The organism is Mesorhizobium album, from assembly GCF_033977205.1.
Lineage (GTDB): Bacteria > Pseudomonadota > Alphaproteobacteria > Rhizobiales > Rhizobiaceae > Mesorhizobium > Mesorhizobium album.
In genome coordinates this window covers 83,278-101,374 of record NZ_JAVIIW010000004.1, presented here as the reverse complement: position 1 = coordinate 101,374, position 18,097 = coordinate 83,278, and the positions used below count along the sequence as shown (strand labels likewise).

Below are 18,097 nucleotides of genomic sequence, written 5' to 3'. Positions count from 1 at the left end.
GCAGGCTGTAAGGTGCGGCGACTTAGATTTGTTTCGGATGAGCGCGGAGAAATAAGATGGCGGGTAGCGTCAACAAGGTCATTCTGGTCGGCAACCTCGGGGCGGACCCGGAAATCCGCCGCCTGAATTCGGGTGATCCGGTCGTCAACATCCGCATCGCCACGTCGGAAAGCTGGCGCGACAAGAACACTGGCGAGCGCAAGGAAAAGACCGAGTGGCACAATGTCGTCATCTTCAACGACCAGCTCGCCAAGGTGGCCGAGCAGTATCTGAAGAAGGGCATGAAGGTCTATGTCGAGGGCCAGCTGCAGACGCGCAAATGGCAGGACCAGACCGGCAATGACCGTTACACGACCGAGGTCGTGCTGCAGAAATTCCGCGGCGAGTTGCAGATGCTCGATGCGCGCGGCGAAGGCGGCGGCCAGGTCGGCAGCTATTCGGGCGGCAGCAGCCGCGGCTCGGATTTCGGCCAGTCCGGCCCGAATGAAGGCTTCAGCCGTGGTGGCGGTGGCAGCTCTAGGGGCGGTGGCGGCGGCGCGTCGCGCGAGCTGGACGACGAGATTCCGTTCTAGGCGTCCCGCTATGATCATTTGAGGGGAAGGCGCGTTGTCGCTCGGGCCGCTTCTATCCTCGCCGTTTCCAATCCCGTGGCATGCGTTCGCGGCCTTTGCCGCACTGGCTTTCGGCGGCGTCCAGCTGGCGCTGCCGAAAGGCACGCCGCGGCACCGTGTGATGGACTATGTGTGGGTGGCGCTGATGCTGGTCATCGCCATTTCGAGCTTCTGGATCCAGCAGCTCCGGGTGATCGGGCCGTTCAGCCCGATCCATCTCCTGTCGATCCTGGTGCTGATCACGGTGCCGCTGGCGGTGTGGTACGCGCACAGCCATCGCGTCGCAGCGCATCGCAGTGCTATGATCAGGCTTTATCTGTTCGCCCTGGTCGGCGCCGGCATCTTCACGCTGCTGCCTGGCCGTGTCATGCACGCGGTCGTGTTCGGCCAATGAGCAATTCCAGGAAAGGTGTGCAGCGGCTTTCCGTCCGGAATTGCGTACAAACAAACATTTGCAGCGGGCCGCTGCGAGGCAAAGTCGCAAGGAAGGTCATCGTGAAAGCACGCGTCAAATGGGTCGAGGAACGCACCTTTGTCGGCGAGTCCGGCAGCGGCCATAAGGTGGTGCTGGGTACCGCGCATGGGGCGGAAGGCCGGACGCCCGGGCCGAGCCCGATGGAACTGGTGCTGATCGGCACCGGCGGCTGCTCTGCCTATGACGTCGTCCATATCCTCGAGAAGGGCCGCGAAGCAGTCGAGGATTGCGTGGTCGAGCTCGACGCCGACCGCGCGGAAACCGAGCCGCGCGTCTTCACCCGCATCCACATGCATTTCATCGTCAAGGGCCGCGCGCTGTCGCGCGACAAGGTCAAACGGGCGATCGACCTGTCGATCGAGAAATACTGCTCGGCCACGGCGATGATGGCCAAGACGGCGACCGTGACGCATGATTTCGAGGTCGTTGATACAGCGGCGAAATAAGGGGAATTGGCAGTAGGCAGTAGGGATGCTGCTCAGGCAGCCATAAGCGCCCTGACGCCGTCGGCGACGAACTGCACGGCAAGCGCGGCCAGGATGACGCCGAGCAGTCGCGTCAGGATCGAGCGGCCGGTCTGGCCGAGGATGCGGTCGATGCGCTCGGCGAGCACAAAGACCAGATAGGTGAGGACAAGACAGATCGCGATGATCCCGACCAGCGCGGCTTGAGCGCTGAAACCCTCGAAGTGTCCCGACAGCAGAACGGTCGCGGAAATCGCGCCTGGGCCGGCGATCAGCGGGATCGCCAACGGGAAGGCGGCGATGTTGTGGATCATGTCCCTGGTGATGGCGACGTCGCCGATCTTCTCCTTGCGGTCCTGACGGCGCTCGAAAACCATTTCGAAGGCGATGAAGAACAGCAGGAAGCCGCCGGCGACGCGGAAGGCCGGCAGCGTGATGCCGAACACCGACAGGATCGAAGCACCGGCAATGGCGAATAGCGCCATCACCAGGAAACCGATCACCGAAGCGCGCACCGAGACCTGCTGACGTTCCTCGCGGTTCATGCCGCGTGTCACAGCGAGGAAAAGCGGCGCCAGGCCGGGCGGGTCGATGGTCACCAGGATGGTGACGAAGGCGTTGAACAGGCTGTCGAAGCTCGGCATCGCTGGTCCCCCTCCCGCCGGGCGAAGCCCGAACCCTACAATTGGTAGAGCAAAGCGGGAGCGGTGGAAACGGCAGGTAGCCGAATTCAACCGGCTATTCAGCTCTGCCGCAATAGGCCTCGAGGCGATAGCCGTCAGGATCGATGACGAACGCCGCATAGTAATTGTCGCCATAGGCGGTGCGCGGACCAGGCGGGCCATTGTCCTTGCCGCCTTCGCGCAACGCCGCCGCGTGAAACGCATCGACGCTGGCGCGCGTCGGTGCGGCGAAACAGAAGTGCAGGCCGGAGTCCTTATCGGCCGGCACCGGGTGGCCGGCCTCATTGACCCAGAGCTCCACCGTCTTCGCGCCGTAGCCGAGCGAGCCGGGCGACTGGCTAAGGCAGGAATAGCCGAGCGGCTGCAGCGCGGCGTCGTAGAAGCGTTTCGAGGTGCTGCTGTCGCGGACGCCGATCGAGACATGGTCAAGCATCGTTTTCTCCATGATTACATGTGGTTGATCGCTTAGGCTGGAGTCGCGCGGCGAGCCAGGAACTCGACCTCGATGCGCCAGGTTGCGCCACCGTCATGCGAGCGTTCACCGAGCCAGCGGAATGAGTTTTCGGTGATGCGCGAAAAGCTCCAGCGTACCGATGAGCCGGTGTCATCGACGCCTTGTTGGACGATCACGTCACCTTCGGCGCGGCCGAGCTGGCGGCTGAAGTAGCGGCTGCGCGGATCGCTCCAGAAGATGTGCCAGGCATCTATGCCGGGGTCGTAGACGCGCAAAGTCGTGCCGTAGAAGGTCCACGGCCCGAGCGACGGCGAGGGTCCAGCGTCCCGCGCCGGCAGGATCCAGACGTCCTGGACGGCTTTGCCTTCCAGGACCCAGCCGAAATGCACCTCGCCGCGGCCTGTAAGCTTGGTGCCGTCCTCGAGTGTGCGCGTGGCGTCGAATGTCCAGGCGCCGACGAAGCGGCCGTAAAGCTTGAGCTTCTCGGCAAGGTCAGGATCGGGGCCGTCGCTGTGCAGGGCTTCAGCAAAAGGATCGGTCATAGTTGCTGCCTCGTTTGTCAGGAGAGGGCAAGCAATAGAGGCATGGCCGGGTTCTTCGCTTGGGAAAAATTGCTATTTTTGGCCCATGACGACGACCGAGAAAAAACTTGCCTCGGGACCTGGCTGGCAGGTATCCGACGTGATCTGCACGGCCAAAGCCGGCGACAAGCCGTTCGAGGAACAGCATCGCTCTTTCTGCGTCGCCGCGGTGACCCGCGGCACGTTCCGCTACCGGACGCGGCAGGGCACGGCGATGCTTGCTCCCGGCGCCATCCTGCTCGGCAATCCAGGCACCTGCTACGAATGCGGCCACGAGCATGGCGCCGGCGACCGCTGTCTCTCCTTCCATTTTGCTCCGGCCTATATGGAGCGCATCGTCGTCGACGTGCGGGGCGCGAAGCGGCTCGGCTTCAGCGGTCCGCGCCTGCCGCCTCTGCCGTTTTTGACACCATTGCTGGCGCAAGCGGAGGCCGCGCGGGAAACGAGCGACAGCGACGCGTTCGAAGAACTCGGCCTGCGCATCGCCGGTGCGGTCGTCGCGGCTGCGGCCGATTCTTCCAAGGCTGGCCGGACACCCAGCCGCCGTGACCAGAAACGCGTCGCCGAGGCGGTGCGCCTGGTCGAGCTCAACGCCGACCGGCCGCTCTCACTCACCGAACTCGCCGACGGCACGGCGACTAGCCCGTATCATTTCCTGCGCACGTTCCGGCATGTGGCCGGCATGACGCCCTATCAGTTCCTGCTGCGGACCAGGCTGCACCGCGCCGCCGTGCGGCTGCGCGCGTCGGATGAAGCGATCTCGACGATCGCTTTCGATGCCGGCTTCAATGATCTGTCGACCTTCAACCGCCGGTTCCGGCGCGAGATAGGAAAGACGCCCAGCGCCTATCGTGCCGGGCGATCCGGCATGCGATAGAGCCGAACGCATTTTGATCGGGCTGGAAACTTCGCCTGTGATTGGGGGCGCCTCCGGTGCCCGGATCAGAAACTGGGAAGATGCCGCGTCATTGCTTGAAGACGTAAATCGCGCCTCCGGCATCGTCGGATACGAGGACGGAACCGTCCGGCGCTTCCTTGACGTCCACGGGCCGGCCGACGCCTTTGATGAAAGTCGTCGCCGAGACCGGACGGCCGCCCCGGAAGCGCACGCGCACGACCTGGCGGCCGACAGGAACCGACCTGTTCCAACTTCCGTGCTCGGCGACCAGAGCGTCGCCGCCGAGACTGCGGAAGAAATGGATACCCAGCGTCGCGACATGTGCCTGGAAGTCCAAGACGGGCCGAATCTGCTGTGCGGGCGGTCGCGCGTCGCGGAATCCATTGAGCGGGATCTGGCCTCCGAAATAGGGAAAGCCGTAGAAGCCGCCGGGCCGGAGCTCGTTCAACTCGTCAGGCGGGATATCGTCGCCCATCCGGTCGGCGCCGTTGTCGGTGAAGAACATGGTGCCGCCATGCCAGTCGAAGCCGACCGAATTGCGCACGCCCCAGGCGACGCGCCGAAGATCGGACCCGTCCTGCTTCATGCTGATGATCGTGCCTTGCAGTCCGCGCGGTTGGCAAATGTTGCAAGGTGACCCCAGCGAGACATAGAGCCGGGAGTCGGGGCCGACGCCGATATAGCGAAGACTATGGACACCTGAATTCGCCAATCCCCGGCGAATGTCGCGCCTGCCGCTCAGCGCGCCTCCTGGCCCGATATCGAAGGCGGTCACGCTATTCCTCGAGGCTACGAACAGACGACCGCTGGAGCATGCGACGCCGTTCGCAGCCGAGAACCCGGAGGCGACCCGTCGAGCGCGTCCCCCGGACACGGGTAAGGCATAGACCGAGGAGCCTTTGGTGCCGACGAACAGCATGTCGCCGCAGACCGCCATTTCGCGCGCAGCCGGAACGCGGGCAAGAAGCGCGGCGTGCGCCGGGCCGAGATCCGAACCGGAGGCGACCGCCGCAACCGAAGCGAAAGCGAGAAATCGAATTGCAGCGGAAAGCGATCCGGTCTTGGGGGAAAAGACGTTCATGGCCGGCCTCCAAATGCAAGCTGAGCCTGCTGGAGGGAATTGGGGCGGCTGATTCTCGTTTCAAGCCGGAGCCAAGGCCTGCGGCCTTCAGTCAGTCGTCGGCCCGCACCAACCGGGCAGATAGTCCGCGTCCTTGTCTTTGGCGAACACGAGGGCCTGCTTCATGGCCTTGTCGAAATTCTTCGCCACGGCACTCCGGTCGATGCGCCGGCGCAGGAAATCCGCCCACAGGAACTCGCTAAAGGGTGTCGTGTCCTTGGCGAAGCCGCCTTGCCGGCGCAACTCGCCGGCAAGGCTACGGTAAGGGTCGTCGACAAGGTCGGCCATGCTCTTGGGCAGCGCGCCGTAGTCGCGCCGCTTGCCGTTCTCGTCGAATGGATGCATCCAGCCGCGATTGTCGAGCACGATGAGGAAGGCGTCCTTGTCGAGCTTCGACAGATCGCTGGTCACCGTCACCAAGACATCCTTGATGCCTTCCTCGAGCAGGGCCCGGGCCATGTGGTGATGGTCGACGACATAGTTGCGCTTCTTGGGACCAAGCACGACGGGAACCATGTGACGGCCGAGGAATGTGCCGGTTTCCTTGTCGCTCTGCGCGCGGATCATCCGGCGTTTCAGTTCCACCTCGCGCATGCCGACCGTGATCTGCGTCGGCCGCAATTCCTTGACGGCCACCGGGGTAAGGATGGGTTCGCGCGAGGCTATCATTGCACCTTGTCCTGCTGTTGAGGCTGTTCTGGGCCAAGCGCCCTGATGGCGGCGTCGACGCTGTGGAATATCCGCTGCGGACCGACCAGGTCGGCGATGCCGAATCGCTTCAGCGCCGCCTGGGCGCGCAGCGATTCCATGCGCGCGATGGCAAAGACCGCGCCTTTGTCTCGGCAGTGATGGATGGCGTCGATCAGTGTCTGGGCGGCGGTGTAGTCGATCTCGACAATATTGCTGGCCTCCAGCACCACCAGCTTCACATCCTCGCTCCTGGCGTCGATCAGGCCGCGCAGGCCGCGCTTGAAACGGTCGGCGTTGACAAAGGAGAGCGGCGCCTGGAACGCCGCGACCAGCACGCCTGGGTGCTGTTCGCCTGTGCCGGAACCATTTGGTGGCCACCAGACCGACGTGCCCGGCACCTGCGCCAGCTCGATCGGCTCCGTGCGCGTCGAGCCCCAGATGCCGTGCAGCAGCGACAGGCCGATGCCGATAGCAACGCCGGTCTCGATCGGCAGGACAACAATGGCGACCATGGTGATCAGGATCAGCGCGAACTCGACTGGCGCCTGGCGGTAGACATTGGCGAAGACCTGCCAGCGCAATATGTGCTGGGCCACGAACATCAGCACGCCGGCAAGAGCCGCCTGTGGCACGTTGGCCAGCAGGCCGCCGCCGAAGGCGCCAAGCGCCAGCACGATGGCCGTGGCAATCAGACCTGACAGCTGCGAGTGGCCTCCGGTCTGCGCGACGATCGCCGTGCGCGGCGGGCTGGAGTTCACGGCAAAGGCGCCGAACAGGCCGGCCACGATGCTGCCAGCGCCGACGCCGACGAAATCGCGGTTGACGTCGGGCACTTCGCCATCTTGCGGCACGAAGGAGCGGCTGGTGGCCGCCGTCTGTACCATGACGACGATGGCGATCAGCAGTGCGAGTGGAACAAGGGCTTGAGCGTCCTGGAAATCGACGGTCGGCATCCCCGGTGTCGGCAGGCCATTCGGCAAGATGCCGAGCAGTTCGACGCCCCGGTTCTTCAGGTCGAAGACGATGACGGCAAGCGTTGCCAGAACCATGCCGATCAGCGCCGCGGGGATGCGGGCGCTGATGCGTTCGGCGATGAAGACGAGGGCGAACACGCCAAGCCCAAGCGTCGCACTCCACGGATTGGCGAGGTGGAGACTGGCGACGATTTCACCGATGCGTCGCACCGTCTCGCCGCTTTCCGGCGGTAGGCCGAGCAGGCCCGGCAGCTGTGAGACGACGATGTGGACGGAAATGCCGGCGAGGAACCCGGTCGTGACCGGCACCGAAAGGAGATCGGCGATCCAGCCGAGGCGGAAGATGCCGCTGAGCGCCACCAGCAGCCCGACCATCAGCGCCAGCATCGCCGCCAATGCCAGGTAATGCTGCGAGCCGGAGGCGGCGATCAGCGCGAGGCCGCCGGCGAAAAGCGGCGTGATCGTCGAATCCGCCCCGACCGAGAGGTGGCGATTGGCGCCGAACAGCGCAAAGGCCAGGGATCCGGCGGCGAAGGCGAAGAAACCGATTTCCGGTCCGAAGCCTCCGAGCCTGGCCGTCGCCATCTGTTCGGGAATGGCGATGGCCGCCAGCGTGATGCCAGCCGCCAGATCGCCGTTGAAGTCTTTTGCCGTCCAGCCGCTCAGCGCCCGCAGAGGCAGCCATGAGGTCCAGTTCATCGCGCTTGCAGCTTCCGCCCGAGGAAGTTGATCCATGGCCGACCTTGCCTTATGGCGGCGAAATCGACCTTGGCCATATCGTCGCAATCAGCGGTATCCTTTTGAAATTACCACCGAAATTGTCTCTGGAAAAGTGCCGCCGCCATTGGAGTTTCGCCCCGGCTTCCTATATAAGCAGCCAGTGATTCCCGACTGGATTGTGACCTGATTTGACCGACCAGAAGACACCGCGCGGGCCGGAGGGCGGCCCCAACGGCATAGAGCCGATTTCGATCATCGAGGAGATGCAGCGCTCCTATCTCGATTACGCCATGAGCGTGATCGTCAGCCGCGCGCTGCCCGACGTGCGCGACGGCTTGAAGCCGGTGCACCGCCGCATCCTCTATGCCTCGCATGAGAGCGGCTACCACTGGAACCGCAAATATGTGAAGTCGGCGCGCCCGGTCGCCGACGTGATGGGTAAATACCATCCGCATGGCGATGCCTCGATCTACGACGCTTTGGTGCGCATGGCGCAGGACTGGTCGCTGCGCGTGCCGCTGATCGACGGGCAAGGCAATTTCGGCTCGATCGACGGCGATCCGCCAGCGGCGATGCGCTACACCGAGTCCAGGCTTACCAAGGTCGCGCATGAGCTGCTGGAGGACATCGACAAGGAAACTGTCGATTTCCAGGACACCTATGATGCGTCCGCCACTGAGCCGCGCGTGCTGCCGGCCCGCTTCCCGAACCTTCTGGTCAACGGCTCGGGCGGCATCGCCGTCGGCATGGCCACCAACATACCGCCGCACAATCTCGCCGAGGTCTGCAACGGCGCCATCGCCATCATCGACAATCCGGCCATCGACCTGCCGTCGCTGATGGAAATCGTGCCCGGGCCGGATTTCCCGACCGGCGGCATCATCCTTGGCCGCTCCGGCATCTACAGCGCCTATTCGACGGGTCGCGGCTCGATCGTCATGCGCGGCCGCGTCAACATCGAGGCGCGCGGCAACGACCGCGAATCGATCGTCATCACCGAGATTCCCTATCAGGTGAACAAGGCCGCGATGATCGAAAAGATGGCCGAGCTGGTGCGCGAGAAGCGCATCGAAGGCATCTCCGACATCCGCGACGAGAGCGACCGTCAGGGCTACCGCGTCGTCGTCGAGCTGAAGCGCGAGGCGGTCGCAGACGTCATCCTCAACCAGCTCTACCGCTTCACGCCGCTGCAGACCTCCTTCGGCGCCAACATGGTGGCGCTGAACGGCGGCAAGCCGGAAGTGCTGACGCTGATTGACATGCTGAAGGCCTTTGTCGGCTTCCGCGAGGAGGTGATCAGCCGCCGCACAAAGTACCTTTTGCGCAAGGCGCGCGAGCGCGCCCATGTGCTCGTCGGTCTCGCGATCGCGGTCGCTAACATCGACGAAGTGATCAAGCTGATCCGCACCGCGCCGGATCCGCAGACGGCGCGCGAGCAGTTGATGGAACGTCGCTGGCCATCCCACGACGTGGCTCCGCTGATCCAGCTGATCGACGATCCGCGCCACCGCATCAACGAGGACGGCACTTACAACCTCTCGGAGGAGCAGGCACGCGCAATCCTCGATCTGCGCCTGCAGCGCCTGACCGCGCTCGGCCGCGACGAGATTGCCGACGAGTTGAACAAGATCGGCGCCGAAATCGTTGATTATCTTGATATTTTGTCTTCCCGCGCGCGCATCCAGCAGATCGTCAAGGACGAGCTCATCGCGGTCCGCGACGAGTTCGGCACGCCGCGCCGCACCGAGCTCAGCGAGGGCGGGGCGGACATGGAAGATGAGGACCTGATCCAGCGCGAGGACATGGTCGTCACCGTCAGCCATTCCGGCTACATCAAGCGTGTGCCGCTGTCGCTCTACCGGGCGCAGCGCCGCGGCGGCAAGGGTCGCTCCGGCATGTCGACCAAGGACGAGGATTTCGTCACCCGGCTGTTCGTCGCCAACACGCACACGCCGGTGTTGTTCTTCTCCTCGCGCGGCATTGTCTACAAGGAAAAGGTCTGGCGCCTGCCGGTCGGCAACCCACAGTCTCGCGGCAAGGCGCTGATCAACATGCTGCCGCTCGAGCAGGGCGAGCGCATCACCACCATCATGCCGCTGCCTGAGGACGAGACGAGCTGGGGCGAGCTCGACGTGATGTTCGCCACCACGCGTGGCACCGTGCGCCGCAACAAGCTGTCCGACTTCGTCCAGGTCAACCGCAACGGCAAGATCGCCATGAAGCTGGAGGAAGAGGGCGACGAGATCCTCGGCGTCGAGACCTGCACCGACAATGACGATGTGCTTTTGACGGCGAATTCCGGCCAGTGCATCCGTTTCTCGGTCAGCGACGTGCGCGTCTTCCAAAGCCGCAACTCCGTCGGCGTGCGCGGCATCGCCATGGCCGAGACCGATCGCGTGATCTCGATGTCCATTATCGAGCATGTCGACGCTTCGCCTGCCGAACGCGCCGCTTACCTGAAGCGCGCCGCTGCCGAGCGGCGGCTTGCTCCCGGCACGGCCGGCGAGGAGGAGGAGATCGCGCTGACCAACGAGGAGGTCGGCGAGGAAGCCGAGCTTTCCGACGAGCGCTACGAGTTCCTCAAGGCGCATGAGCGGTTCGTGCTGACGGTGACCGAGTACGGCTACGGCAAGCGTTCGTCGTCCTACGATTTCCGCCTGACGGGCCGCGGCGGCAAGGGCATCCGCGCCACCGACGTGTCCAAGACGGGCGAGATCGGGCGGCTTGTCGCGACCTTCCCGGTCGGCAATGACGATCAGATCATGCTGGTGTCGGACGGCGGCACGGTCATTCGCGTTCCGGTCGAAGGCATCCGTTTCGCCAGCCGCGCCACCAAGGGCGTGACCATCTTCAACACGGCCGAAGGTGAGAAAGTGGTGTCGGTCGAGCGGATTTCGGAGCCGCAGTCCGATGAGGAAGCCGAAGAAGCGTCGTCGGGCGAGGCAGGCACAGCAGATGCGGGCCAGGAAAGCCCCGAATAGGCCCTAACTGTCTGTTTTCCTGACGGAAAAGCGTTGCACGTTTCCTGGAATTGCTTAGGCGTCACCGGCCTTCAGGCCGGTGGGTCATCACTGGAAGTCAGAAGTGACGGTGGGGTTTGCGGGAAACGAAACCATCGAGCCGCTTGGTGTTGGCCTTGACGCGGACCCGCGCCGCCTCCTGATGCAGCCCGAATGCGGTAGCGATCAGCATCACGACGGTCATGGCAGTGGCAAGCATGTAGATCAGCATTTGCGTGTTCTCCTGCTTTTGTAACGATAAGATGGTGTTTTGGTTTCATCTCCTGAAGCGGCAACCTAGTGAACGCTGCGTGAAGCCTTCGTGATTGTCGCATTCATCTGTTGTTCATGACCGTGAAAAGGTTCACGACCGGCCACATCGATGGGATTTGCCTTTGTTGGAGAGGCTCGCTAGAAGCCTGCCATGACCGAACGCACCGCCCTTTACGCCGGCTCCTTCGACCCGCTGACCAACGGCCATCTCGATGTCTTGAAGGCGTCACTGGCGGTGGCCGACACCGTCTTTGCCGCGATTGGCACCCATCCGGGCAAGACGCCGCTGTTTTCCTTCGAGGAACGCGTCAAGCTGATCGAAGTCGCGACCAAGGCAGAGTTCGGCCGCGATGGCGACCGCATCAAGGTCGTCTCGTTCGATGGCCTGGTCATCGACGCCGCCAGGAAGCATGGCGCCTCGATCATCATACGCGGCCTGCGCGACGGCACCGACCTCGACTATGAGATGCAGATGGCCGGCATGAACGAGACGATGGCGCCCGAACTGCAGACCGTTTTCCTGCCCGCCAGCCCTTCGGTGCGCACCATTACCGCCACACTTGTCCGCCAGATTGCCTCAATGGGCGGCGACATCCGGCCGTTCGTGCCGGCGGCGGTTGCCGGCGCGCTCACCACCAAATTCGCGAAATAGTGCATGTCGCCCAAAAGTGGATCCCGGTTTTGGGGTAACGACATGCACCCAAACAAAAGACTTTCGGAGAAGAGTTCATGCAGCTGAAAAAGCTCGCTTCGTTCCTTGTCGTGCTTGCCGGCCTTTTCGCCGCATCCCTGCCTGCCTTCGCCGCCGACAAGGAAAACACCATGATCGTCACGCTGAAGGACGGCGACGTGACGATTGCGCTGCGTCCGGATCTCGCGCCCAAGCACGTCGCGCAGATCAAGAAGCTGGTGCGCGAAGGCGCCTATGACAATGTCGTCTTCCATCGCGTGATTGACGGCTTCATGGCGCAGACCGGCGACGTCAAGTTCGGCAACATGAAGAAGGGTTTTAACCCGGAGGCTGTCGGCACCGGCGGTTCCGATCTTCCCGACCTGCCGGCCGAGTTCTCGCAGACCGAGCAATTCACCCGCGGCGTCGTCGGCATGGCCCGCTCGCAGGATCCGAATTCGGCCAACTCCCAGTTCTTCATCATGTTCGCACCGGCGCCGAACCTCGACGGGCAGTACACGATCGTCGGCAAGGTGGAGAGCGGCATGGAACTGGTGGACAAGATCAAGAAGGGCGATGAGGCGGACAACGGCACGGTCACGGACCCCGATCGGATGATCAAGGTCCGCATCGCTGCCGACAACAAGTAACCAACTCAATTTTCAAAGGATTTTCTGACATGGCTGAGATCAAGGACCGCGAGAACGCACTCATCATGGAAACGACCAAGGGTCCGGTCGTCATCGAAATGTATCCGGACCTTGCGCCCGGCCACGTCGCCCGCATCAAGGAACTGGCGCGCGAGGGCGCCTATGACGGCGTAGTGTTCCACCGCGTCATCGACGGCTTCATGGCGCAGACCGGCGACGTCAAGTTCGGCAATTCCTCGAAGCCGACCTTCGCTCCGTCGCGCGCGGGCATGGGCGGTTCCGACAAGCCGGACCTCAAGGCCGAATTCTCCAACGCCAATCACGGTCGCGGCACCTGCTCGATGGCGCGCGCGCAGAACCCGAACTCGGCGAATTCGCAATTCTTCATCTGCTTCGACGACGCCTCCTTCCTCAACCGCCAGTACACGGTCTGGGGCCAGGTGATCGAGGGCATGGAGAATGTCGACAAGATCAAGCGCGGCGAGCCGGTGCAGGATCCCGACAAGATCGTGTCGCTGAAGGTCGCGGCCGACGTCAAGTAAGGCATAAAACGATGATGGGCGCAGTCTGGTCCCTGCTTGGCATCCTGTCCGGCGCCTTCATCGCCGTCCAGGCGCCGATCAATTCGCAATTGGCGCGCGGTCTCGGCCTTCCGGTCGCGGCCGCGGCCTTCTCCTTCCTGTCGGGTGCTGTCGTGCTCGGCATCATCGCGGTCTCGGTGGTGAAGGTGCAGGGCATATCGCTCGACTGGAAGGCGCCGGCGCCGTGGCTGTTCATCGCCGGCGGCGTGCTCGGCGGCTTCTATGTGACGCTCTCCACAATCCTCACGCCGCGCATCGGCGCGGCCGCGCTGATGGCTTTCCTGGTCGCCGGCCAGCTGCTTGCCGGCATGCTCGTCGACCGCGCCGGCTTCCTCGGCGTTGCCGTGCGCGAGATTTCGCTTGGCCGCGTTGCCGGCGCCGTGTTGCTGCTGGCCGGAGCGCTGCTCATCCGGCTCTACTGATGCGCGTCGACCTGTTCGACTTCGAGCTGCCGGAGGAGCGCATTGCGCTGCGCCCTGCAGAGCCGCGCGACAGCGCAAGGCAGCTGGTCGTCAGGCCGGGTCAAGGCGTGGAAGACCGGATCGTGCGCGATCTGCCGTCGCTGCTGGGAGAAGGCGACGTGCTGGTGTTCAACGACACCAGGGTCATTCCGGCGCAGCTGAAAGGCATCCGCAAGCGCGGCGAGGCGACAGCGCAGGTCGAGGCCACGCTGCATATGCGCGTTGCGCCGGACCGCTGGCGGGCCTTCATGCGGCCGGGCAAGCGCATCACCGTCGGCGACCGCATCCATTTCGGCCATGACCAGAATTCCTGTTTCCTCGGCCGGCTTGACGCCACGGTGGTCGAGAAGGGCGAGGCGGGCGAGGCGCTGCTCGGCTTCGATCTGTCAGGGCCATTCCTCGACGAGGCGCTGCGGGCCGTCGGCCATATTCCGCTGCCGCCCTACATCGCCTCGAAGCGCGACGACGACGAGCGCGACCGCAGCGACTACCAGACCATCTATGCCAGGGAGGAGGGCGCCGTCGCCGCGCCCACCGCAGGACTGCATTTCACGCCGGAGCTGTTTGCAGCTCTCGACGCCAAGGGTGTCGAGCGCCGCTTCGTCACGCTGCATGTCGGCGCCGGCACGTTCCTGCCGGTGAAGGCCGACGACACCGCCGGCCACAAGATGCATGCGGAGATCGGCTCCGTGAGCGCCGAGACGGCGGAGGCGCTCAATGCGGCCAGGGCGCGGGGAGGGCGGATTGTCGCCGTCGGCACGACGTCGCTGCGTCTCCTGGAAAGCGCCGCGCGCGAGGACGGCAGGATCGAGCCCTGGTCGGGACCGACCGATATCTTCATCACACCCGGCTACCGTTTCCGGACGGCCGACATGCTGATGACCAATTTCCACCTGCCGCGTTCGACGCTGTTCATGCTGGTCTCGGCCTTCAGCGGGCTGGAGACGATGCGTTCGGCCTATGCACATGCCATCGCAAGCCGCTACAGATTCTATTCCTATGGAGATTCCTGCCTGCTTTTCAGAGCGGAGACGAGCGATGGACCTTGAACTCGAAAAACACCAGGCGCGCTCGTCCATGACAAGGAATTCGATGGCCGAGACTTTTTCCTTCAAGCTCATCGCCACCGACGGCAAGGCGCGGCGCGGTCTGATCAGCATGCCGCGCGGCGAAATCCGCACGCCGGCCTTCATGCCGGTCGGCACCGGCGGCACCGTCAAGGCCATGTATATGGACCAGGTGCGCGGCGTCGGCGCCGACATCATCCTCGGCAACACCTATCACCTGATGCTGCGGCCCGGCGCCGAGCGCGTGGCGAAACTCGGCGGCCTGCATGAGTTTGCGCGCTGGCCTTATCCGATCCTCACCGACAGCGGCGGTTTCCAGGTGATGTCGCTGGCGACGCTGAGGAAGCTCACGGAAAAGGGCGTCACCTTCCGCTCGCATATCGACGGCGCGCGCTACGAGATGTCGCCGGAGCGGTCGATCGAGATCCAGGGGCTGCTCGATTCCGACATCCAGATGCAGCTCGACGAATGCACGGCGTTGCCGGCCAAACCCAAGGAGATCGAGCGCGCCATGGAATTGTCGCTGCGCTGGGCCGAGCGCTGCAAGACGGCGTTCGGCGACCAGCCGGGCAAGGCGATGTTCGGCATCGTCCAGGGTGGCGACAGCGCGGTGATGCGTCTGCGCTCGGCGCAGGCGCTGAAGGCGATGGATCTCAAAGGCTACGCTGTCGGCGGACTGGCGGTCGGCGAGCCGCAGGCGGTGATGCTGGAGATGCTCGACATCACCTGTCCGGAACTGCCGGCCGACAGGCCGCGCTACCTGATGGGCGTCGGCACGCCGGACGACATCTTGAAGTCGGTGGCGCGCGGCATCGACATGTTCGACTGCGTGATGCCGACGCGCGCCGGCCGCCACGGCCTGGCCTATACGCGTCGCGGCAAGATCAACCTGCGCAATGCCCGCCACGCCGACGATCCGCGTCCGCTGGACGAGGAGAGCGACTGCCCAGCCGCGCGCGACTATTCACGCGCCTATCTGCATCACCTTGTGCGCTCGCAGGAGTCGCTCGGCGCAATGCTGCTCACCTGGAACAACCTGTCCTACTACCAGAAGCTGATGCAGGACATCCGCACCGCGATCGAGGCGCAGGCCTTCGAGGCGCGCGCCGCGGCGATTTCGGAAGGCTGGGCGAGAGGCGACATTCCGGGCCGCTGAGCATGCGCGAACTCTTTTGAAACGACTGCGGATATACAGATTGCCGGGATGACATCAGGCAAAGGTCAAAACCTTGCTCATCTCGGGACACGCCGCAACACCGGGCGAGGCGCAAACCAACCGCGCAAGCGGCTCTTCTGAGCCTGTCCTCGCCATCCAACAACAATGGACATGCGCGGTATCGCTGGCGGTCGCGGCAATTGTGGCGGCCGGGCTCGTTCTGCGGTTGCTGGGTGCGCGCGGCGATCTGTGGCTGGACGAGATCTGGAGCCTGGTGCTGCTCGAGCCGCTCACCTCGATCGACCAGATATTCTGGCGCATAAACCACGACAACAACCATTTCCTCAATTCGCTCTACCTCTACCTGGCCGGCCCCGATGCCTTGCCGCTGCTTCAGCGCGGCCTGTCGATAGCGCTCGGCGTCGGCGCCATCGTTGCCGCCGGGGCGGCTGCACGCGGCCGGTGGGCAGCCGTCGTCACAAGCCTGCTGTTTGCGATCAGCTATCCGATGGTTCACTACGGCTCCGAGGCCAGAGGATATGCCGGCCTGGTGCTGTTTACGCTTCTCTCCATCGTGTTTCTGGAACGCCGGCTCGACAAGCTGGGCTCGGGCTTCGCGTTTGGCGTGATCGTCCTCCTCGGCTTCCTGTCTCATCTCATCATGATAGAAACGGTGGCGGTCCTGGTGACCTGGACCGCTCGGCTCGTCTGGCGGCGCACCGGCAGCCTTGATCGGGTCAATGTCGAGCTCGGTCAGATTTTCGCGCCAGCTTTTCTAGCCGTATTGCCGCTCGCCGCCTGCATGCTCATCGGCAGGCTGCGGTTCGGCTTTACGATCGGTGGTGCATTGCCGTTTTCGTTCCAGGCCTTCGCGCAAGGCTACGGCGGCATGATCCGTTACCTGTTCGGCCTGCCGGCCTGGATCAGCGGCTGGGTCTGCATCATCGCCGCTTGCAGCCTTGTCTGTGTCTGCGCCGGCATCTGGCGTGATCGCAGGGCTAGCCTCTATGTCATCGGCATCGTCGGGCTGCCCATTCTCATGGCGGCGGCCCGGCTGCCCAACGCCGAGTTCCAGCGCTACTTCCTGGTTCCCGCAACGTTGACGTTGCTGTGGGCGGGCGAGCTGCTTGGGCGCGGTTTCGCCGCCGGGGGCAAGTACCGACTGTTTGCCGCGGGCGCGATCGTGGCGATCCTTGCCGGCACGACGACGCTTCTGCTGCCATTCTACGAATACGGACGCGGGTCCTATGCCGCGATGGTCGACAAGATAACGCGCGATGGCGCGACGAGCTATGCCACCAATCAGACCTTCCGGACCGTCATGACCGTCGACTATTTTGCCAAACGCCTGGGGCGCCAGGCATCGGTTGTCGCGCAAGACAAGATGTGTGACGAACGTCCGTCCTGGCTGATCCTTGAAGGCGCCATCGACCGGCAGCCGCAATATGTCGATCGCGCGCCGAACTGCAGTTTAAGCTATGAGCGTGTCGAGGCCTCGCCGAGCTGGGGTCTTTCAGGCTTGAGCTGGACGCTCTATCAGCGCCGGGATTGAGTGCCGACCGGCTGCGGACGGCGTTCACGTGCTGACCGAGGTCGACGCACGCAGGCTGCAGCCGGTGATCTTGAAGCTGCCGTCCGGCTGCTGCTCCAGCGTATAGACCGCTTCGTAGTCCTTGCCGTCTGGTCCGACGATCAGCACCTGCTGGATGATCGAGGCCGGACCGGTCTGCTCGACCTTGCCGAAGGAATAGCTCTGCGGCTTGCGCACCGGCGCGTAGCCATTGGTCACCATGTTCATGAAAGTGTCGACGGTCGGGAAGATGCGCTTCACGTTCGGCGCCGCGAAGCTGTAGGCGGTGACGCCGTCGTCGGCGAGGAAGGCCTTGATCTGGCTGTCGATGACCGTTTGTGCCGCCTTGATCTCGGCATCGCCGGCAAAGGCCATGGAGGCCAAAAGCAGCGGAAAGAGAGCAAATGCGAACAAAGCGCGGCGCATGGCCTGTCTCCCGGAATTCGCGTTGCGAGATGCAGTCTAACATACGCTGGGCGGGGTGCCGTGGTTTCACCGTCTTTGGAAGATTCTTGCCGGTGCCAACGTTTACGGTCGCGGAATTGCGGCGAGCGGTCGCCGGGGCGTGCCGCCTGATGCTTGAAAGCCGGGCGGCAGTCTGCCACAAGGGCCGCTTATTCACATGGAAGCTGGCAGGACCGGGCAATGAAGGCATTTTTCGTGCAGATAAAGTGCGATCTGGGCAAGGCCTATGAGGTCGCCAGCGCGCTCGCCGATGCCGAGATCGCTTCCGAAATCTACTCGACCGCCGGCAATTACGATCTGCTCGCCAAGTTCTATCTCGACGACGGAGAAGACATCGGCCACTTCGTCAACGAGAAGGTGCAGGTCCTGCCTGGAATCAAGGACACCTTCACCATCGTCACCTTCCGGGCCTTCTGACCGGCTTGGCGTTGCCCTTCCGCGATGCAGGGCCTGACCCGCAATCGCCCGCGCTGCCCTAATCTTAGGCAATTTGCGTAGAGCGGCCATCGCGGCCGCCCAAATCGCCGATTGCGCT

General features: G+C 63.9%; 22 protein-coding genes. 14 read left to right on the top strand and 8 right to left on the bottom strand.

Translation table 11 applies throughout. From position 1 onward, the window contains the following. Positions 1 to 56 precede the first annotated feature (56 nt). The 3 genes from RFN28_RS04995 (at position 57) to RFN28_RS04985 (ending at position 1,532) form a co-directional block, all read left to right on the top strand. Entirely contained in the window at positions 57 to 572 is a 516-nt protein-coding gene (locus RFN28_RS04995; protein ID WP_320286267.1) for a single-stranded DNA-binding protein, read from the top strand. A gap of 34 nt (positions 573 to 606) precedes the next feature. After that, complete coding sequence (locus RFN28_RS04990; protein WP_320286266.1) at positions 607 to 1,005, top strand: DUF2306 domain-containing protein; 399 nt, start codon at positions 607 to 609, stop codon at positions 1,003 to 1,005. A gap of 101 nt (positions 1,006 to 1,106) precedes the next feature. Then, the gene (locus RFN28_RS04985) at positions 1,107 to 1,532 is read left to right on the top strand and encodes an OsmC family protein (RefSeq protein WP_320286265.1); all 426 of its coding nucleotides are present in this window, start codon (positions 1,107 to 1,109) and stop codon (positions 1,530 to 1,532) included. A 32-nt stretch (positions 1,533 to 1,564) separates the two neighbouring features. Here the strand turns inward: RFN28_RS04985 and RFN28_RS04980 are convergent, their stop codons facing one another. The 3 genes from RFN28_RS04980 to RFN28_RS04970 all read right to left on the bottom strand — a co-directional run bounded on the left by RFN28_RS04980 (position 1,565) and on the right by RFN28_RS04970 (position 3,229). Next, complete coding sequence (locus RFN28_RS04980; protein ID WP_320286264.1) at positions 1,565 to 2,194, bottom strand: MarC family protein; 630 nt, start codon at positions 2,192 to 2,194, stop codon at positions 1,565 to 1,567. A gap of 94 nt (positions 2,195 to 2,288) precedes the next feature. Continuing rightward, entirely contained in the window at positions 2,289 to 2,666 is a 378-nt protein-coding gene (locus RFN28_RS04975; RefSeq protein ID WP_320286263.1) for a VOC family protein, read from the bottom strand. A 32-nt stretch (positions 2,667 to 2,698) separates the two neighbouring features. Continuing rightward, complete coding sequence (locus tag RFN28_RS04970; protein WP_320286262.1) at positions 2,699 to 3,229, bottom strand: hypothetical protein; 531 nt, start codon at positions 3,227 to 3,229, stop codon at positions 2,699 to 2,701. An 85-nt stretch (positions 3,230 to 3,314) separates the two neighbouring features. Between RFN28_RS04970 and RFN28_RS04965 the strand changes: the two genes are divergently transcribed. Further along, a complete protein-coding gene (locus tag RFN28_RS04965; protein ID WP_320286261.1) occupies positions 3,315 to 4,145 on the top strand; it encodes a helix-turn-helix transcriptional regulator in 831 nt (276 codons plus the stop codon). A gap of 88 nt (positions 4,146 to 4,233) precedes the next feature. Here RFN28_RS04965 and RFN28_RS04960 read toward each other — a convergent pair whose 3' ends face one another. The 3 genes from RFN28_RS04960 to RFN28_RS04950 all read right to left on the bottom strand — a co-directional run bounded on the left by RFN28_RS04960 (position 4,234) and on the right by RFN28_RS04950 (position 7,649). Continuing rightward, the gene (locus RFN28_RS04960) at positions 4,234 to 5,247 is read right to left on the bottom strand and encodes a PQQ-dependent sugar dehydrogenase (protein ID WP_320286260.1); all 1,014 of its coding nucleotides are present in this window, start codon (positions 5,245 to 5,247) and stop codon (positions 4,234 to 4,236) included. 87 nt (positions 5,248 to 5,334) lie between these two features. After that, on the bottom strand, positions 5,335 to 5,955 hold the full coding sequence (locus RFN28_RS04955; RefSeq protein WP_320286259.1) for a ParB-like protein: 621 nt from the start codon (positions 5,953 to 5,955) through the stop codon (positions 5,335 to 5,337). Then, positions 5,952 to 7,649: a SulP family inorganic anion transporter gene (locus tag RFN28_RS04950; RefSeq protein ID WP_430677321.1), complete on the bottom strand. Its 1,698-nt coding sequence runs from the start codon at positions 7,647 to 7,649 to the stop codon at positions 5,952 to 5,954. Before RFN28_RS04950 ends, RFN28_RS04955 begins: the two co-directional genes overlap by 4 nt. Before the next feature lie 34 nt (positions 7,650 to 7,683). Here RFN28_RS04950 and RFN28_RS04945 point away from each other — a divergent pair, with 34 nt between their 5' ends. Continuing rightward, the gene (locus RFN28_RS04945; RefSeq protein ID WP_320286257.1) at positions 7,684 to 7,857 is read left to right on the top strand and encodes a hypothetical protein; all 174 of its coding nucleotides are present in this window, start codon (positions 7,684 to 7,686) and stop codon (positions 7,855 to 7,857) included. A 1-nt stretch (position 7,858) separates the two neighbouring features. Then, a complete protein-coding gene (gene gyrA / locus RFN28_RS04940) occupies positions 7,859 to 10,651 on the top strand; it encodes a DNA gyrase subunit A (protein ID WP_320286256.1) in 2,793 nt (930 codons plus the stop codon). Positions 10,652 to 10,748: 97 nt separating this feature from the next. On the opposite strand, the gene RFN28_RS04935 is transcribed toward gyrA, so the two are convergent. After that, a complete protein-coding gene (locus tag RFN28_RS04935; RefSeq protein ID WP_320286255.1) occupies positions 10,749 to 10,901 on the bottom strand; it encodes a hypothetical protein in 153 nt (50 codons plus the stop codon). A gap of 192 nt (positions 10,902 to 11,093) precedes the next feature. Here RFN28_RS04935 and coaD point away from each other — a divergent pair, with 192 nt between their 5' ends. The 7 genes from coaD to RFN28_RS04900 all read left to right on the top strand — a co-directional run bounded on the left by coaD (position 11,094) and on the right by RFN28_RS04900 (position 17,079). Beyond that, positions 11,094 to 11,594 (top strand): pantetheine-phosphate adenylyltransferase, encoded by a 501-nt coding sequence (gene coaD, locus RFN28_RS04930; RefSeq protein ID WP_320286254.1) that lies wholly within the window; start codon positions 11,094 to 11,096, stop codon positions 11,592 to 11,594. A gap of 170 nt (positions 11,595 to 11,764) precedes the next feature. Then, positions 11,765 to 12,262: a peptidylprolyl isomerase gene (locus tag RFN28_RS04925; protein ID WP_320286388.1), complete on the top strand. Its 498-nt coding sequence runs from the start codon at positions 11,765 to 11,767 to the stop codon at positions 12,260 to 12,262. A 29-nt stretch (positions 12,263 to 12,291) separates the two neighbouring features. Further along, on the top strand, positions 12,292 to 12,804 hold the full coding sequence (locus RFN28_RS04920; protein WP_040972289.1) for a peptidylprolyl isomerase: 513 nt from the start codon (positions 12,292 to 12,294) through the stop codon (positions 12,802 to 12,804). An 11-nt stretch (positions 12,805 to 12,815) separates the two neighbouring features. Then, entirely contained in the window at positions 12,816 to 13,265 is a 450-nt protein-coding gene (locus tag RFN28_RS04915) for a DMT family transporter (RefSeq protein WP_320286253.1), read from the top strand. Then, a complete protein-coding gene (queA, locus tag RFN28_RS04910) occupies positions 13,265 to 14,353 on the top strand; it encodes a tRNA preQ1(34) S-adenosylmethionine ribosyltransferase-isomerase QueA (protein WP_320286252.1) in 1,089 nt (362 codons plus the stop codon). The genes RFN28_RS04915 and queA overlap by 1 nt, the downstream gene beginning before the upstream one ends. Positions 14,354 to 14,396: 43 nt before the next feature. Then, positions 14,397 to 15,527, top strand: coding sequence for a tRNA guanosine(34) transglycosylase Tgt (gene tgt / locus RFN28_RS04905; RefSeq protein ID WP_320286387.1), 1,131 nt, complete (start codon positions 14,397 to 14,399; stop codon positions 15,525 to 15,527). A gap of 73 nt (positions 15,528 to 15,600) precedes the next feature. Further along, the gene (locus RFN28_RS04900) at positions 15,601 to 17,079 is read left to right on the top strand and encodes a glycosyltransferase family protein (RefSeq protein ID WP_320286251.1); all 1,479 of its coding nucleotides are present in this window, start codon (positions 15,601 to 15,603) and stop codon (positions 17,077 to 17,079) included. Between the two features lie 24 nt (positions 17,080 to 17,103). On the opposite strand, the gene RFN28_RS04895 is transcribed toward RFN28_RS04900, so the two are convergent. After that, a complete protein-coding gene (locus RFN28_RS04895) occupies positions 17,104 to 17,523 on the bottom strand; it encodes a DUF4864 domain-containing protein (protein ID WP_320286250.1) in 420 nt (139 codons plus the stop codon). A gap of 219 nt (positions 17,524 to 17,742) precedes the next feature. Here RFN28_RS04895 and RFN28_RS04890 point away from each other — a divergent pair, with 219 nt between their 5' ends. Then, the gene (locus RFN28_RS04890) at positions 17,743 to 17,979 is read left to right on the top strand and encodes an Lrp/AsnC ligand binding domain-containing protein (protein WP_320286249.1); all 237 of its coding nucleotides are present in this window, start codon (positions 17,743 to 17,745) and stop codon (positions 17,977 to 17,979) included. The last annotated feature ends 118 nt before the right edge of the window (positions 17,980 to 18,097 follow it).

Bases quoted from the DNA above. Each gene is read 5' to 3' on its own strand.
- RFN28_RS04955 (WP_320286259.1), bottom strand. From the start codon at position 5,955: ATGATAGCCTCGCGCGAACCCATCCTTACCCCGGTGGCCGTCAAGGAA.
- RFN28_RS04890 (WP_320286249.1), top strand. From the start codon at position 17,743: ATGAAGGCATTTTTCGTGCAGATAAAGTGCGATCTGGGCAAGGCCTAT.
- RFN28_RS04935 (WP_320286255.1), bottom strand. From the start codon at position 10,901: ATGCTGATCTACATGCTTGCCACTGCCATGACCGTCGTGATGCTGATC.
- coaD (WP_320286254.1), top strand. From the start codon at position 11,094: ATGACCGAACGCACCGCCCTTTACGCCGGCTCCTTCGACCCGCTGACC.
- queA (WP_320286252.1), top strand. From the start codon at position 13,265: ATGCGCGTCGACCTGTTCGACTTCGAGCTGCCGGAGGAGCGCATTGCG.
- RFN28_RS04915 (WP_320286253.1), top strand. From the start codon at position 12,816: ATGATGGGCGCAGTCTGGTCCCTGCTTGGCATCCTGTCCGGCGCCTTC.
- RFN28_RS04920 (WP_040972289.1), top strand. From the start codon at position 12,292: ATGGCTGAGATCAAGGACCGCGAGAACGCACTCATCATGGAAACGACC.
- RFN28_RS04980 (WP_320286264.1), bottom strand. From the start codon at position 2,194: ATGCCGAGCTTCGACAGCCTGTTCAACGCCTTCGTCACCATCCTGGTG.
- RFN28_RS04970 (WP_320286262.1), bottom strand. From the start codon at position 3,229: ATGACCGATCCTTTTGCTGAAGCCCTGCACAGCGACGGCCCCGATCCT.
- RFN28_RS04945 (WP_320286257.1), top strand. From the start codon at position 7,684: ATGGCCGACCTTGCCTTATGGCGGCGAAATCGACCTTGGCCATATCGT.
- RFN28_RS04995 (WP_320286267.1), top strand. From the start codon at position 57: ATGGCGGGTAGCGTCAACAAGGTCATTCTGGTCGGCAACCTCGGGGCG.
- tgt (WP_320286387.1), top strand. From the start codon at position 14,397: ATGGCCGAGACTTTTTCCTTCAAGCTCATCGCCACCGACGGCAAGGCG.
- RFN28_RS04925 (WP_320286388.1), top strand. From the start codon at position 11,765: ATGATCGTCACGCTGAAGGACGGCGACGTGACGATTGCGCTGCGTCCG.
- RFN28_RS04965 (WP_320286261.1), top strand. From the start codon at position 3,315: ATGACGACGACCGAGAAAAAACTTGCCTCGGGACCTGGCTGGCAGGTA.
- RFN28_RS04895 (WP_320286250.1), bottom strand. From the start codon at position 17,523: ATGCGCCGCGCTTTGTTCGCATTTGCTCTCTTTCCGCTGCTTTTGGCC.
- RFN28_RS04975 (WP_320286263.1), bottom strand. From the start codon at position 2,666: ATGCTTGACCATGTCTCGATCGGCGTCCGCGACAGCAGCACCTCGAAA.
- RFN28_RS04960 (WP_320286260.1), bottom strand. From the start codon at position 5,247: ATGAACGTCTTTTCCCCCAAGACCGGATCGCTTTCCGCTGCAATTCGA.
- RFN28_RS04950 (WP_430677321.1), bottom strand. From the start codon at position 7,649: ATGAACTGGACCTCATGGCTGCCTCTGCGGGCGCTGAGCGGCTGGACG.